This is a genomic window from Bartonella sp. CB10SXKL (genome assembly GCF_042195515.1).
Classification (GTDB): Bacteria; Pseudomonadota; Alphaproteobacteria; order Rhizobiales; family Rhizobiaceae; genus Bartonella.
In genome coordinates this window covers 43075-58089 of record NZ_JBHION010000010.1, presented here as the reverse complement: position 1 = coordinate 58089, position 15015 = coordinate 43075, and the positions used below count along the sequence as shown (strand labels likewise).

At 33.5% G+C, this 15015-nt stretch carries 11 protein-coding genes; 7 read left to right on the top strand and 4 right to left on the bottom strand.

The features are described from left to right. Positions 1 to 490: 490 nt before the first annotated feature. The 6 genes from ACFIK3_RS06515 (at position 491) to ACFIK3_RS06490 (ending at position 8738) form a co-directional block, all read left to right on the top strand. On the top strand, positions 491 to 1510 hold the full coding sequence (locus tag ACFIK3_RS06515) for an ATP-binding cassette domain-containing protein (protein ID WP_375676435.1): 1020 nt from the start codon (positions 491 to 493) through the stop codon (positions 1508 to 1510). After that, positions 1485 to 2309 (top strand): ABC-2 family transporter protein, encoded by an 825-nt coding sequence (locus ACFIK3_RS06510; protein ID WP_375631291.1) that lies wholly within the window; start codon positions 1485 to 1487, stop codon positions 2307 to 2309. Before ACFIK3_RS06515 ends, ACFIK3_RS06510 begins: the two co-directional genes overlap by 26 nt. Further along, a complete protein-coding gene (locus tag ACFIK3_RS06505) occupies positions 2293 to 3081 on the top strand; it encodes an ABC-2 family transporter protein (RefSeq protein ID WP_273791430.1) in 789 nt (262 codons plus the stop codon). The genes ACFIK3_RS06510 and ACFIK3_RS06505 overlap by 17 nt, the downstream gene beginning before the upstream one ends. A gap of 3046 nt (positions 3082 to 6127) precedes the next feature. After that, entirely contained in the window at positions 6128 to 6487 is a 360-nt protein-coding gene (locus ACFIK3_RS06500) for a hypothetical protein (protein ID WP_375676434.1), read from the top strand. 986 nt (positions 6488 to 7473) lie between these two features. Then, positions 7474 to 7833: a hypothetical protein gene (locus ACFIK3_RS06495; RefSeq protein WP_273791584.1), complete on the top strand. Its 360-nt coding sequence runs from the start codon at positions 7474 to 7476 to the stop codon at positions 7831 to 7833. 539 nt (positions 7834 to 8372) lie between these two features. Further along, the gene (locus ACFIK3_RS06490) at positions 8373 to 8738 is read left to right on the top strand and encodes a response regulator (RefSeq protein WP_005773308.1); all 366 of its coding nucleotides are present in this window, start codon (positions 8373 to 8375) and stop codon (positions 8736 to 8738) included. Between the two features lie 311 nt (positions 8739 to 9049). Here ACFIK3_RS06490 and rpsI read toward each other — a convergent pair whose 3' ends face one another. Together rpsI and rplM are read right to left on the bottom strand one after the other, a co-directional pair. Beyond that, a complete protein-coding gene (gene rpsI, locus ACFIK3_RS06485) occupies positions 9050 to 9535 on the bottom strand; it encodes a 30S ribosomal protein S9 (protein ID WP_015856545.1) in 486 nt (161 codons plus the stop codon). A gap of 2 nt (positions 9536 to 9537) precedes the next feature. After that, entirely contained in the window at positions 9538 to 10002 is a 465-nt protein-coding gene (rplM, locus tag ACFIK3_RS06480) for a 50S ribosomal protein L13 (RefSeq protein WP_015856544.1), read from the bottom strand. A 296-nt stretch (positions 10003 to 10298) separates the two neighbouring features. Here rplM and recJ point away from each other — a divergent pair, with 296 nt between their 5' ends. After that, positions 10299 to 12083, top strand: a complete 1785-nt coding sequence (gene recJ, locus ACFIK3_RS06475; RefSeq protein ID WP_375676433.1) for a single-stranded-DNA-specific exonuclease RecJ — start codon at positions 10299 to 10301, stop codon at positions 12081 to 12083. 17 nt (positions 12084 to 12100) lie between these two features. Here the strand turns inward: recJ and parE are convergent, their stop codons facing one another. Together parE and lipB are read right to left on the bottom strand one after the other, a co-directional pair. Further along, on the bottom strand, positions 12101 to 14167 hold the full coding sequence (gene parE, locus ACFIK3_RS06470) for a DNA topoisomerase IV subunit B (RefSeq protein WP_375660572.1): 2067 nt from the start codon (positions 14165 to 14167) through the stop codon (positions 12101 to 12103). Positions 14168 to 14248: 81 nt separating this feature from the next. Then, positions 14249 to 14986 (bottom strand): lipoyl(octanoyl) transferase LipB, encoded by a 738-nt coding sequence (lipB, locus tag ACFIK3_RS06465; protein WP_375631295.1) that lies wholly within the window; start codon positions 14984 to 14986, stop codon positions 14249 to 14251. Between the last annotated feature and the right edge of the window lie 29 nt (positions 14987 to 15015).

The following is a 15015-nucleotide window of genomic DNA, read 5'->3' as shown; positions in this document are numbered from 1 at the left end:
AAAATCTGAAAGATATTTACTAAAATAGAGAAAGCGATTTTAGTTTTTTTATGGGGAATAATGGAGGCGTTTTATAGTAATGCTGAGGAAAAGTAACCTCTCAAAAAAATCCTGTTGTCAAGGAAGTTTGTTTTGTTATAAATGTGGTTTGATATGCTTATAGTATAGATTTATGCTTTGTATCTTTGCTTACACAATGAAGCCTTCTTAGCAAAGTTCTCCTTTCAATGAGCAATTTTTTCTACTTACTTAGTTTATCCAGAAGACTATCTTTCATAAAAGAAGAAATAAGTTTTTAGTATCTTAATGCTTCATTGAAGTGAACTCATCACATTGAAAAAATATCTAAACAAAAAATTGGAGATAAAACGTCAGGCGCGTTTTATTGTTCTAGGGAGGGCTTGAACACTTTTGTTTTTTCTAGTGAACAAAACAGATATTTATTATGGGAACATTCAAAAGGGGGATAAATTGAAATTAGGAGTGACTGATGGGATCATTATTGATTGACGTTAATAACGTCTCAAAAATATATCGCAACATTGACAGAGGAATTGGTTTTAAAAACAAGGTGTTTTCTCTCTTCAAGCCGGTTTATACAAATCATCATGTGTTAAAAGATATGAGTTTCACCCTCTTTTCAGGGCAATCGTTAGCAATTCTTGGCCCTAACGGAGCGGGTAAATCGACACTGATTAAAATACTTTCTGGTATACAATACGCTGATGAGGGATGTGTTAAAGTCCTTGGTGTTGATCCTTATAAAGCGAAGAAAAATCTGTTCAAGTCTTTGGGTGTGGTCTTTGGTCACAAGAATTGTTTATGGTGGGATTTGCCCTTACGCTACAGTCTGGATATGGTTCAACCATTATATGGTCTTGAACGCTCCTCTTTTACCCGTGATCTTAAAGAGATCGCTGAGTTGCTGGGTCTTGAGCATATTATGGATAAGCCAGTGCGGATGCTTAGTCTGGGTGAGAGAGTGAAAAGTGAATTGGCATTTAATCTCTCCTTTAGACCTAAACTGTTGTTTCTCGATGAGCCAAGTATTGGTCTTGATATTACATCTAAGCATGAAATCAGGGAGCTTCTTAAAAAACTGAAAAAGGAGTGTGGCACTGGGTATATCATTACAAGTCATGATATGGGAGATATTGATGGATACGTCGATGATATTATTCTTTTGCATAAAGGAAAGAAACAGTTTCATGGTAATCTTCATGCGCTTAAAAATGTCATTCCTTCTTTGGTGAGAATGACACTTTTTTGTGAACACATGGCTGCACCTTCAGCTGTTGTAGAAAAAATTGATGAGATTGCGTTGAAATTATCTACTCCTTTAAAAGATAAGCACTTTAACGCTGAAGAATGCTCGCTGGAGGTTTCGCTGCCCCGTGAGGATTTTGCGCGTTTTGTACGCGAAATTACAACCGAATTGAACTGTACGTTCTCTGTATCCACTCCCTCGCTTGAAGAGATGCTCCGTGTTAAATTTAAAGAATTTATCTAACCACTGCTTTGGTATGTTTCTTTTTGCCAAGAATGGATTACTCACTGTTCTAAGTGATAGAGCAATGTTTTTTACCGATATTATCATTGGGACACTTTCGCCATTTGTTATTCAACTTCTATTATGGAATGCACTTTTCTCTGATACGGGCAACACCATCAATGGCTTTAGCTTTTATGATATGATGTATTATTATGCTTTTGCTTTAGTCCTAGGTCGCTTAAATAATGGTTATAATGTGATTAAGTTTTTCTCTCATCATGTTAAAGAAGGTCAATTAGAAGTATATCTTACAAAGCCCTTTAGTTATATGACACAAATGCTTTTTACTTTTTTAGGGGAGAGTGTATTATATAGCATCCCGTTATTGGCTCTTTTTGTTGTTAAGCTTGTTTTATCCTATGAAAATATTCTGGGATTGGTTATCGCTTTTCTGTTCTTTTTTCTGGTTGTTATTCTATCACAATTGCTTTGTTTTTTACTCTCTTTTGGAATTGCCCTATTAAGCTTTTGGGTGATTGAGTACAATATATTACTCTCTTTCAGTATCCTCAGTTCAACGCTTCTTGGTGGTGTTCTTTTACCACCATCTTTTTGGCCGGTGTGGCTTATTCCGCTTATGCAATTTAATCCTTATCGTTTCATGATATCAGCTCCTGCCGAGTTTTTCGCGACGCAAAATTTAGCGTTGTTTCAGCAGTTTATTTTCGGAAGTTTTACTTATATTTTGTGTTTTTTATTCTTAATTTATATTGCTTGGAATAAAGGGATGAAAGCATATAATGGAGCGGGTGGTTGAGATGAAAATAATCCTTCATTTTATCAGTTTGAATATCCGCCGACAGATTGTTTATGGTAAGAATTTGGCTGGGGAGTTTATTCTTTCTCTATGCTATTATTTTATTCAATTCATATTTATTGATAGAATATCTTCTTTTTCAGGAAAGATCGGTAACTATAGCAGAGATGAAATCCATTTTATCTTTGTTGTCTTTGTTTTACTTGGAATATTTTTGAATATTTTTACTAATTCTATTGAAACGTTTTTTGAAAAAGTAGCGGATGGTAAAATTGAACCATACTTGATAAAGCCCGTTTCAATCTGGTTGTTGATGTTGTTTGGTTGGTGTAAACCTCTTAATCTGATCAAGCTCTTTGTTCTTTATGTTAGTGCCTATTTATTTGTATCATTACCGAATATATCCGATCTTAAGCTAAGATGGATCTCTTTTATTGTTGCAATATTTTGTGTTTTTATTGTCAATATTTGTTTTTTCATGATGTTTAATTTTGTAACATTTATTATTAGCCGTAAGATGCCTGTCGAATATTTTCATGAAATGATTTACGAGCTTTCATTTGTGCCAATAGGAATTTATCCTTTAAGCATCGTAAAATGGCTTTTGTTTATGCTTCCCATGGCTTTTTCTGCTTCCTTGCCTGTGTCATTGTTGCTTGGTAAAGGCGAATGGAATATTGGATATCTTCTGTTGAGCGCTTTTCTTTCCATGGTCATGACTTTCATAAGTTATAAGAAAACAATGCGTAAATTTAATGGATTAGGGGGATGAAATGAAAGTCAGCATGATTATAAAAATAAAAAAAATTGAGTGAATAATTCTATTGTACCATAAATTATCGTTATTTATTCTGGCGATATAAGGCATGTAGAATTTTCACATGAGGATTTTTTTATTGTTAGATAAGATTGAACAATAATATAGGCCGCATTCCCACAGTTACTGGCAAGGAGCGTGAAATAGAAATCAGAGGTTTAAACTGTTCGATTTTAGATGGCAGCTTGATGACAAAAGCCAATGGTAAGATGGCATACAATTTAGTATCATTCATAATACGAGCCAGATGTGTTCTTTTTCGGTTATAGTGCTAAAAAATTGTCAAAGTGGGTAATTTTTATATGCGTAGAATGTGGTTATTCGTGCGGATTTTGTTGGTGCATTCAATATATTATTACGTGGATGAGTTTTTTGCTTAAACAATAAGAAAATTGATAGAATAAAGCTTTTAAGTTGCCCGATAGAAAGCTAAGAGTTGTGCTAAACAACATGATAGCAATTATCAAGACAACAATCACATAGAGACTTTCAGCATGCTGAGTAGGCAAAATTCCATCAATAATTGCTTGAAAAATAAAAGTATTCACCAAGTCAAGTAGCTGTAAAACGATAGCAATAAGATTAATTTCAATAACGTAATAAATATATTTCTTTGTTGTGCAAGTAAATCAAGAGAAGTCTCTTAATTTTTCTTATGCATAACTCATTTTAAGTTATGATTTTGTTAAGAAAAAGAAAAATTAATGTGTTATATTTTAATAGTATTTGCGAATATTATTTTTTTGTACGGTGTTTTTATTTTATTTTAATTTAAAATTAGGTTTGACAATTGTCTAAAACGCGTAATAATCAAATTTAATTGTATCGATATGATGCGTTTTTCTATAAAAGAAAAAGGAGAGTTCAAGCTCATCACGTGCTTCAGGTAATTCATGCCGTCCTTCGGGTTATTATTGGGATACAATAAAATCTACAGGACAAACAGGAGCAATGATAGTGGCGCCTGTTGGGACAGTTGGAGGTGCTGTGCTTGGAGGAATCGTAAGTATAGCGGGTGCAGTTGCAATAGAAAATAGATGGTATAGTTCCTGTTAATCGTAGCTGCTGCTGTGGAGGGAGCTATACTAAGAGAAGCAGTAGGCAGCACTATAAATGGTGCTCTAGTAGGAGGCCTTTAGAGTTGTGCATCATTTTTATAATTGTGTACGGTAATTTATAGAATATCTGCAATATATCTCTAAAATCATAATAATTTTGTAGATATGTTATTAAAAAATATGTCTAAGAAATATTGTTAGAATATCTTTTAATGGTATATTATTTATAAGTCTATATATTTTAGTTCAGAAATTTTAAGTGTTATAGATACTTTAAATACTATTAATATTATTAATAAATTGATTTAAATTATATTATGCTTCTAAAGCGCATATTAAAACTGATATTATAAAAAATCATCAATAATATTCATTTTATTTTTTATAGTATTCTTTATTTAAGTATCTTTCTATAGAGATTATGAGATATGTTATTAATAAAGTTATGTTTTTAAATTTGTCCAAAAAAATAAAGAGAAATCCAGACAGCTTCTTTTTCAATAAACAAAAATAATGCTTTAATTTGATGTTGTAAAATAACTGATAACGATCATATGTTTTTGATTATCAGTGATGAAAATAATGTGATTTTTGATATAGAGATTGAAAAGATTGAGAACTTTTTCGCGTATCACTCATATTTTCTTACCAAATTTTTTGAAAAATTATATAAAGCAAAAAAATAAATTCTGTTAAGTTATTAGCATTTATAATGAGTTTTTTATTTTCACAGTTTTGTGATTGTTTTTGCATTTAACAATGCATTAACAACATGTGTGGTCCATTTTAAAGTTTTGTTTAAAATTACATAAGTAAGTTCTATTTTGATTTGTTATTGCATCGCTCGTATTGATGTATAACAAAAGCGTTTGAGACAATATAAGATCACAAGAATAAATTTTTAATTGGGTATATAAACTACCGATTGCTTACAGATAAAAAAATCTATGCATATCAAAGTTACGTAAGTTTTTTCTCTTCAAAATGTGTATTTGAATTAATTTTTGTGATTGATAGCTTTACTACGATGAAAATACTTGTGAGTTTATTGGTATTCATTAGATACCTATGAATTTTACATATCAATTCAAAAATATAGAATAATATAATTTTACGATTATTGTGGAGTTCATTTTGATAAACTGAAAAACATAATGCTGAGCATTACAAATATTTGCAAAAATGCTTTTATTAGGTGTTGTTTTGTTTCTTTATAGTTTACATTTTTTATCTTTTTAACCTTGGTTAGAGAGAGAATTTGTATTCATTATCTATTTCTCTATTTTATTTTGAATGGGTGGAGCACTATTAATATCAAAAAGTAATGATCGTGGAAGATAATGAGCTTAAACTGAAGTTATTCTGCGATTCTGTAGAAACGAATTGTCGTAAAATCGTTGAAATGTTTAATGGCTTTATGGATTAAAGTTGGCGATTTCATCAATATTATCTCTTATCTTATCTCGTTTAGCTTTTCTAATCAAAGAGCGAAATTTTTGTTTACGCTAAATTTTTACTCGGTTAGCTATTTCCTCTCAACATACAATAAGAAAAAAAAATTAGCTTACTGTATGCTAGCAATATAAAAAATCCATTATGTGTAATAAAAAAGACAATTTAGTAATATTTTTTATGTTGTGATTTAAAAATGTTGTGATTAAGAAAATCAATCGTTTTGAAGAAAAAATACAATTTAAACAATAATATAATCATATTATTGTAATAAAATTTTATCATCTAATCAGTCAGCTTAAAACAAAAATAGAATAATTGACAAAACAAATTAAATATGGAAAGAATAAAAATATAATACAAAATGATAATTATTTTTGTATTATATTATCATTCTCTTCTCAGTAGGAAAATATGAATCATCGGTAGATGATGTGATGTTTTCTGTTTAGAGAGTAAGGTTTTATTAAATATTGTAATAGGTTATTATAATGAGAATATTTAAACATTGTATATCATGTGTTGTTGCAGTAGCTATTTTCTTTTCACAAGTTTTAGGAGCCAATGCCGATTCTTTAAATGGTAGATTTCAAAACGCTGATTTTATTTCTGTAATGAAACAAGAGAATAGAGTTATTAAAACTGTTAAGGAGATTATTAGTCAATTTTCGGAACAAAGCAGAGAAAAAGATGTCCAAAAGGTGGCTGGTTTGATAGGAATGGAGCCAGCGATTTTTGGTTTAATCGCATTTCTTGTATATTTCTTTACTAGAAAGCCACCGGATCCTAGAAAAAGCGCAGGTGAAAAAGCATTCACTGCTTTTACTCGAAGTGCATGGGCTCTTAATTAAAAATGTTGATTTGATGAATTTTAAATTATTCTGTTTTTGAATCTTTTATAATTAATAAACCGTGATTTCTAATCACGGTTTAGCTATTTTTATATTTATTAATATGCCCATTAAGCTTTAAGTTTTTAGGCTGTACTCTTTTTTTAATATTATTACAGAAATACTTTATTGTACATAATATAGTCTTTTTGAGGTTTAAAATTTTTAATCATTTTATCTTGGTTAGAAAGAATGTGTATTTATTTCTATTTCTCTAAGTCGTAGAATTATATTAATGTTAGAAAGTTAGAATCTTGAAAGACAATGAACTTTATTAAAATTATTCCACGTTCTTGTAGAAACGAATGGCTGTGAAATCTTTGAAATGTGTAATGGCCTTATGGCATTAGATTTGGCGCGTTCACCAAAGTTATCCCTTATCTTACTTAATTTAGCTTTTTCAATCAAAGAGCTAAGTTGATACTTACGCTAATTTTTGCTGGGAAAACTATTTCTTCTCAATCTATACTAAGAAAAAATTATTTTAACAGAATATTTCAATAAAATATTTTTTTGTTTTTTGTAAATTTTAAAAATATTTATCTTACTATATTATACAAAAAATAAAAAACATTACGTGTAACTAAAAAAACAATATATTGATATTTTTATGTTATAATATCTAATAATATTTATGATAATAAAGATAAAATTATAATAAAAATAATAAAATAATTTTATTTTAATACATTTTTACCATTAAATTATACATTATTAAAACACGAATAAAATAATTGACAATATTCAAATAAACATGTAACGGATATATTGTAAATGTAATATAATATAAAATTAACAATTAAAATAAAACTGTTAATTAAATTTTGTATTATATTTTTTGTTATTAGAAGATAAATATACTTTATCGATAGATGATGTAATGTTTTCTATTTAGAGGGGGCGGTAAAGAAAATTTATTTTATTAAATATTGTAATAGGTGTTTATGATGAAAATATTCAAGCATTGTATAGTATGTTTTGTTGCAGTAGCTATTTTCTTTTCACAGGTTTTAGGAGCCAATGCTGATTCTTTAAATGATAGATTTCAAAATGCTGGTTTCATTTCTGTAATGACACAGGAAAATAGAGTTATTAAAGCTGTTGATATGATTATTAGCCAGTTTGGAGGACAAGGGGCTGAGAAAAATGTCCAAAAAGTCGCGGGTTTAATGGGGATGGAAGCAGCGATTTTTGGTTTAATCGCATATCTTGTATATTTCTTTACTAGAAAACCGCCGAGTCCTAACAGAGAGACAGGTGGAAGAGCATTCGATGCTTTTGCTTATAGTGCATGGGCTTTGAATTAAAAGATAATTCCTTTATGAACTTTGAATTATTCTGTTGTTGAATATTTTATATTAAATAAACCGTGATGTTTAATCACGGTTTATTTATTTTTTACTTTTAATAATATGGTAAATTTATCCTTTAATATCATTAAGATATTGTTGGGGGATGGCAGTATAGGGGACATTAAATTTAAATAATCAGCTGCTTTTTAAAGTTAATTAAATTTTTTCTCTTCAAAATACGCATTTGAGCTAAGTTTGTATTTGATATTTTTTCTATGATGAAAATGCATATGCTGGAATTGAGATATTCATAAACGGTGCGTATTCACTCAAAAATATAGGGTAATACAATACTTATGGTTATTGTGGATTTTATACTGATGAACTGAATAAGTATAGTGATGCGTCTTACAAATATTTGTAAAAAATGCTTTTATTGGAATCTTTTAATCTCTTTGTGGTTTACAATTCATTTTATCATTTTATCTTAAGCAAAGAGAATGTGGATTCATTTCTATTTCTCTATTTTATTTGAGAAGGGTGGAGTTATACGAATGTCAAAAAAAGTCATGATCGTGGAAGATAATGAGCTTAATATGAAGTTATTCCGTGATCTTGTAGAAGCGAGTGGTTATGAAACTGTTGAAACGCGTAATGGTCTTATGGCATTAGATTTGGCGCGTTCATCAATGCCATCTCTTATCCTTGTGGATATCCAGTTGCCAGAGGTCTCTGGAATAGATGTTATTAAACAATTAAAAGAAGATGAAGAACTTCGATCAATTCCTGTTGTTGCTGTAACAGCTTTTGCTATGAAAGGCGATGAGGAGCGAATTCGTGCCAGTGGATGTGAAGAATATATGTCAAAGCCTATTTCTGTCCCTCATTTTATCACAATGGTAAAACATTTTGTGGACTAAAGCTTGTTAAGTGATGATAGAAAAAAATATTGAGAAGCCTATAAAATTGCTAAAGTTTTCGTGCAAATATTTTTCTGCTTTAGCACGTGGATATATTCAAGTTAGTAAAACAGATTTTAAAAATTGAAACTGAAGTTTCGAGATTTTTCGGCTTATTTTTCTTGCCTTTTGTCTTAAGAGAAGCGGTTGTTTTGCATTCTTGTTTTTTCTAATCGGTATAGATTTTTCCTACATTCATCTAAAAGTCTGTTTTAGTAGGGGAAAAAGCCTCGGTTTTGTCCGAGGCTTTATGCATTGTACAAAAATTGAAATTAACGCTTTGAGAATTGGAAAGAACGACGTGCTTTTGCTTTACCGTATTTTTTACGTTCAACAACGCGGCTATCACGGGTAAGAAAACCACCTTTTTTCAAGATTGAGCGAAGTTCTGGTTCGTAATAGGTTAAAGCTTTGGAAATGCCATGGCGCACTGCACCGGCTTGTCCGGAAAGACCACCGCCTGCAACGGTTGCAATAATATCAAACTGGGTATCCCTATTTGTTGCAACAATTGGTTGACGAAGAATCATTCTAAGAACAGGACGAGCGAAATATTTGTCAAATTCCTTATTGTTGATTGTGATTTTTCCAGAACCTGGTTTAATCCATACGCGTGCAACAGCGTCTTTACGCTTTCCTGTTGCATAAGCACGTCCTTGTGAATCAAGCTTTTGCACGTGGACAGGAACAACATTTTCATGTGTTTCTGTAATACTTGTTACTATGCTAAGCTCAGAAAGAGAATTAATTTCAGCCATAATCAAGCAATCCTTTTGTTTTTGCGGTTTAAAGCACCAACGTCAAGAGATTCAGGCTGTTGTGCTTCATGTGGATGTTGGCTTCCAGCGTAAACACGTAGATTCTTCAATTGACGGCGACCAAGAGGCCCTCGAGGAATCATGCGCTCTACTGCTTTTTCAATAACGCGTTCGGGAAAACGTCCCTCAAGAAGTTGACGTGCTGTACGTTGTTTGATTCCACCAATATAGCCGGTATGCCAATAATATTTTTTATCCGTATATTTTTTGCCAGTGAGAGCTATTTTATCTGCATTAATGACAATAACGTTGTCACCATCATCAACATGTGGAGTAAATGTAGCTTTATGTTTGCCACGTAAGCGGTTAGCAACAAATGTGGCAAGACGACCCAAAACAAGGTTTTCTGCGTCAATAATAACCCATTTTTTCACCACTTCAGTTGGCTTTTGTGAAAAAGTTGCCATAGAAGTATCCTTTATTAGAACCCTTTTAATATAAGGGAATTTTTACTGTTTTGCGTTGAAAATTGTTACCATAGCGAAATATTTAACGCATACTACTTGCTCTGATATAATGTCTTTTGATTGACGTCAAGAGAAAATAAAAACTTTATAAAACAACATGTTATGAGAAAGGTATTATAATACCCCATTAAAAGAAGTTTGTAGACCATTTAAACTTAAAATGAATGTTGCAAAAAACTATTTTATCTTTAACGCATGATTGTATTTTATTGTTCTTCATTATAAAATAAGAAATAATGCAGTGGTCTCGTTATTTTCTCAATGTTGAATCTTCTGCTTGTGGTCAAGCTTGGTTAGATGCCCTTGATGTTCAAGGGATAAATAATGCGCGCGCTATTTCTCAAAAATTTGGCTTTCCAGATCAGTTAGCTCGAGTACTTTCAGCAAGAGATGTGGATGAAGCTGAGGCTGTTGCTTTTATTAATCCAACATTACGTACGCTTATGCCTGATCCAGAAAGTTTTAGGGATATGCAATGCGCTGCAGAGCGTATTGTTAAGGCTCTTCTCAATCAAGAACAGGTTGCTGTTTTTGGGGATTATGATGTTGATGGTGCTTGTTCATCGGCACTCATAGCGCGTTTTTTTCGTTATTTTGGTATTGAAGTCAAAATTTATATTCCTGATCGTATTGTTGAAGGCTATGGTCCTAATGAACAAGCAATGAGGAAGCTTGTGCAAGAAGGCGCTCGGTTAATTATCACTGTTGATTGTGGCGCAAACAGTCCTGATGCCGTAAAAGCAGCGAGGCTTGCTGGTGCTGATGTTGTGATTTTAGATCATCATCAAATGTCAGAGATTCATCAAGAAGCCGTTGCTCTTGTCAATCCTAATCGCCCTGATGATTTTTCTAAACAGGGGCATTTATGTGCAGCTGGCGTTGTTTTTGTTACGTTAGCTTGGGTTCATCATTTGCTGCGGAAAAAACAATTCCAAGGGCAGCTGCCTGATCTTTTAAGTATGCTTGATCTTGTTGCATTGGCAACCATATGTGATGTCGTTCCATTACAGGGGGTTAACCGTGCTTTTGTGATAAAAGGGCTTCAAGTTGCTCGTTCTATGCATAATCTAGGAATAACAGCTTTAACAAAGGTTGCACGAATAGGGGAGCCGCTTAATAGTTTTCACTTAGGTTTTTTGTTAGGTCCTAGAATTAATGCAGGAGGGCGCATTGGTGATCAAGCTTTGGGAGCACGTTTGCTTAGCTGTGAGAATAAAGATGAAGTGGACAGAATAGCAGAACAATTAGATCGGCTTAATCAAGAACGCCAAGAAATGGAGAACATTCAATTAGCACAAGCGGAATCTTACATTACTTCTCTTTATCAAGATCAAGAAATACCATTATCGCTTGTAATTTCACATAAAGAATGGCATCCGGGAATTATTGGTATTCTTGCTTCCCGTCTCAAAGAGCGTTTTTTTTGTCCTGTTTTTGCTATTGCTTTGAAAGAAGATGGAAATGGCGTAGGGTCGGGACGCTCAATTAATGGTATAGATTTAGGAGCACTCGTTCGTGAAGCTGTTACATTAAATTTATTAGAAAAAGGAGGGGGACATAGTATGGCAGCAGGAATTACAATTCAATCAACAAAAATTGAAATTTTTCGAAAATGGCTAGAAGAAAAAGTTTCTTTAATGGTTTCACAGTTGCGTGCAAAAAAATCTCTTAGTATAGATGGTTCTCTTTCTGCTTCTGGTGTTAATGAAGCGCTGTTTGAATTGCTTGAAAAAGCAGGGCCATTTGGGGCAGGGAATGCAACACCTGTTTTTGTTCTTCCCTCTCATCGACTGGTGAATCTATCTGAAGTTGGTAAAGGACATCTTCGCCTCATTGTATCTAATGTTGAAGGAAAAAAACTGCAAGGAATTGCTTTTCGTGCTGTAGGGACATCGCTTGGTGATTTTCTTTTTGAAAATATTGGTGAAATGATTCATTTAGCTGGTCATCTTAGTTTGAATTATTGGAATGGAACGATCAATCCGCAGCTGCGCGTGATTGACGCAGCCGCAGTGGTTTGAAAGGGATATTTTTTACATTAGATGTCTAGATTAGAAGCAAAAGTAGAATTTTCTTGTATGAAACGAAATCGTGCTTCTGGTTTTGTTCCCATGAGACTTTCTACAGTCTTTTTCGTTTCTTGCATTTCCACGGCATCAATAGAAACACGAAGCAATGTACGTTTTTGAGGATGCATAGTCGTTTCTTTAAGTTGTTCTGCGCGCATTTCACCCAGCCCTTTAAAACGCCCGATTTCTATTTTAGCTTTTCCAGTAAATTCAGTTTTGAGCAATTCATCCTTATGAATGTCGTCACGAGCATAAGCAACTTTTCCTCCTTGCGATATTCTATAAAGGGGAGGGACGGCGAGATATAAATGTCCCTGATGAATAAGGTCAGGCATTTCTTGAAAGAAGAAGGTAATGAGCAGTGACGCAATATGAGCACCATCAACATCAGCATCTGTCATGATGATAATACGTTCATATCTAAGATCTTTTTCACGATACTTGGAGCGTGTTCCACATCCAAGAGCAAGGATAAGATCGCTAATTGTTTGGCTTGAGTTCATTTTTTCATGTGCAGCACTGGCGACATTTAAGATTTTACCACGAAGAGGTAAAATTGCTTGGTTTGCTCTATTTCTTGCTTGTTTAGCAGATCCTCCTGCAGAATCCCCTTCAACAATGAATAGTTCAGCACCCACAGCATGGTTCTGGCTACAATCTGCAAGTTTACCGGGCAGACGTAATTTGCGGACAGCAGTTTTTCGACTTATTTCTCTATCTTGGCGTCGTCTAACGCGTTCTTCAGCACGTTCAATAACCCAATCGAGAAGTTTTGTTGCTTCTTGCGGGGAATTTGCTAACCAATGATCAAAAGGATCGCGGATTGCATTCTCAACGATACGCTGTGCTTCAATGGTTGCTAAGCGATCTTTTGTTTGTCCAACAAATTCAGGGTTACTGATAAAGACTGAAAGTATTGCGGCTGTTGAAATCATAATATCGTCAGACGTAATAATCGCTGCGCGCTTGTTTCCTATTAACTCAGCGTAGGATTTCAATCCACGCAAAAGAGCTTGACGTAATCCTATTTCGTGCGTTCCGCCTTCTCCTGTAGGAATCGTATTGCAGTAAGATTGCACACAAGAATCACCACCATGCCAAGCGATAGCCCATTCAACCGAGCCATGGCCATTATTGTGTTGTGTTTTGCCAGAAAAAATTTCTGACGTTACTCGATATTCATCTTTTAGTGACGCAAGTAAATAGTCTTTAAGCCCATTGGGAAAATGAAAAACAGCTTTTTCAGGAATATTTTTTGCGCCTTCAAGTATGACGGGATCACAAGTCCAGCGAATTTTTACGCCACCAAAAAGATAGGCTTTGGAGCATGTCATCTTATAGATTTTTTCTGGATCAAAAGCTGCTTTTTCACCAAAAATTTCATGATCAGGATGAAAACGAACGCGCGTACCACGACGATTATAAACATCTCCCAGATCTTCCAATCCAGATTGAGGAATACCGCGTGAGAAACGTTGGCGGTACAGTTTTCGTTCTCGTGCAACTTCAACTTCCATATCATCAGAAAGAGCATTGACGACAGAAATTCCTACTCCATGAAGTCCACCTGCAGTTTGATAAGCCTTTCCATCAAATTTTCCCCCAGAGTGGAGTTGTGTCATAATAACTTCAAGAGTAGATTTCTCAGGCATTTGAGGATGATTTTCGACAGGAATACCGCGTCCATTATCTGTAACGGTTATATAACCGTTCCTATCTAATGAGACCTCAATAGAATCTGCATAACCCGCAACAGCTTCATCCATCGCGTTATCAATAATTTCGGCAAATAAATGATGAAGCGCTTTACTGTCTGTTCCACCAATATACATGCCAGGGCGTAAACGCACGGGCTCTAAACCCTCAAGAACTCGAATAGAGAGGGCATTATAGTCATCTTCTTGCGTATCTTTTGCACTTTTTCTTGAAATCATCGCTTTTGATTTCATTGGAGGCTGCAGAGTGTTTTCTTTTGTATTTACCCGAGATTGGGCTTTATTTAAAACACTAAAAAGATCCTTTTTGTTATCGCTCATAGCGTTTAACTATCTACCTCATAAAATAAAATATTTATTAAAATAATTTTATGCCTGTTTTTTATTTAAAAATCAATGCACTTAGAAAACATCAATTGTTGGACCAAAAATTTGTTCAAAAGCGTGTTTGAGAGCAATATCAATATCATGCATTGCTACAGGGCAACCTAGATCAAGAAAGCTCGTTACACCGTGGTTTGTAATTCCACAAGGAACAATTCCTGAATAATGGGCTAAATTAGGATTAACATTGATAGAAACTCCATGAAAACTTATCCATTTTCGCACTCGAATGCCAATAGCTGCAATTTTATCTTCGGAATAAATATCATTTTGTTTTGATGGGAAATGAGATTGTTTAACCCAGACACCAACGCGATCTTCTCTGCGTTCGCCTTTAATATTAAAGTTTGCAAGCATCTGTATGATCCATTCTTCTAATGCACTAATGAAAGCACGAATGTCTTGTTTTCGGCGTTTAAGATCAAGCATGATATAAGCAATACGCTGTCCTGGACCGTGATATGTAAATTCACCTCCACGTCCTGCTTCATAAACAGGGAATAAATTAGGCGCCAAAAGATCTTTTTTATTTGCACTCGTCCCCGCTGTATAAAGGGAAGGGTGTTCAAGAAGCCAAACTTGTTCATGCGCGGTTTTTGCAAGAATTTTTTCTACACGTTCTTGCATATAACGCAGAGCTTCAGGATACTCAACTAGATGATCACTTATCTTCCATTCAACGGGTGGATTTCCTAGAATTGCATTAAAATGATGTGATAAGTGATTACGATCCGTATGTTTCAATTCAAATGTCATTGGTAATATTTATCTTGATGTTTGAGTTT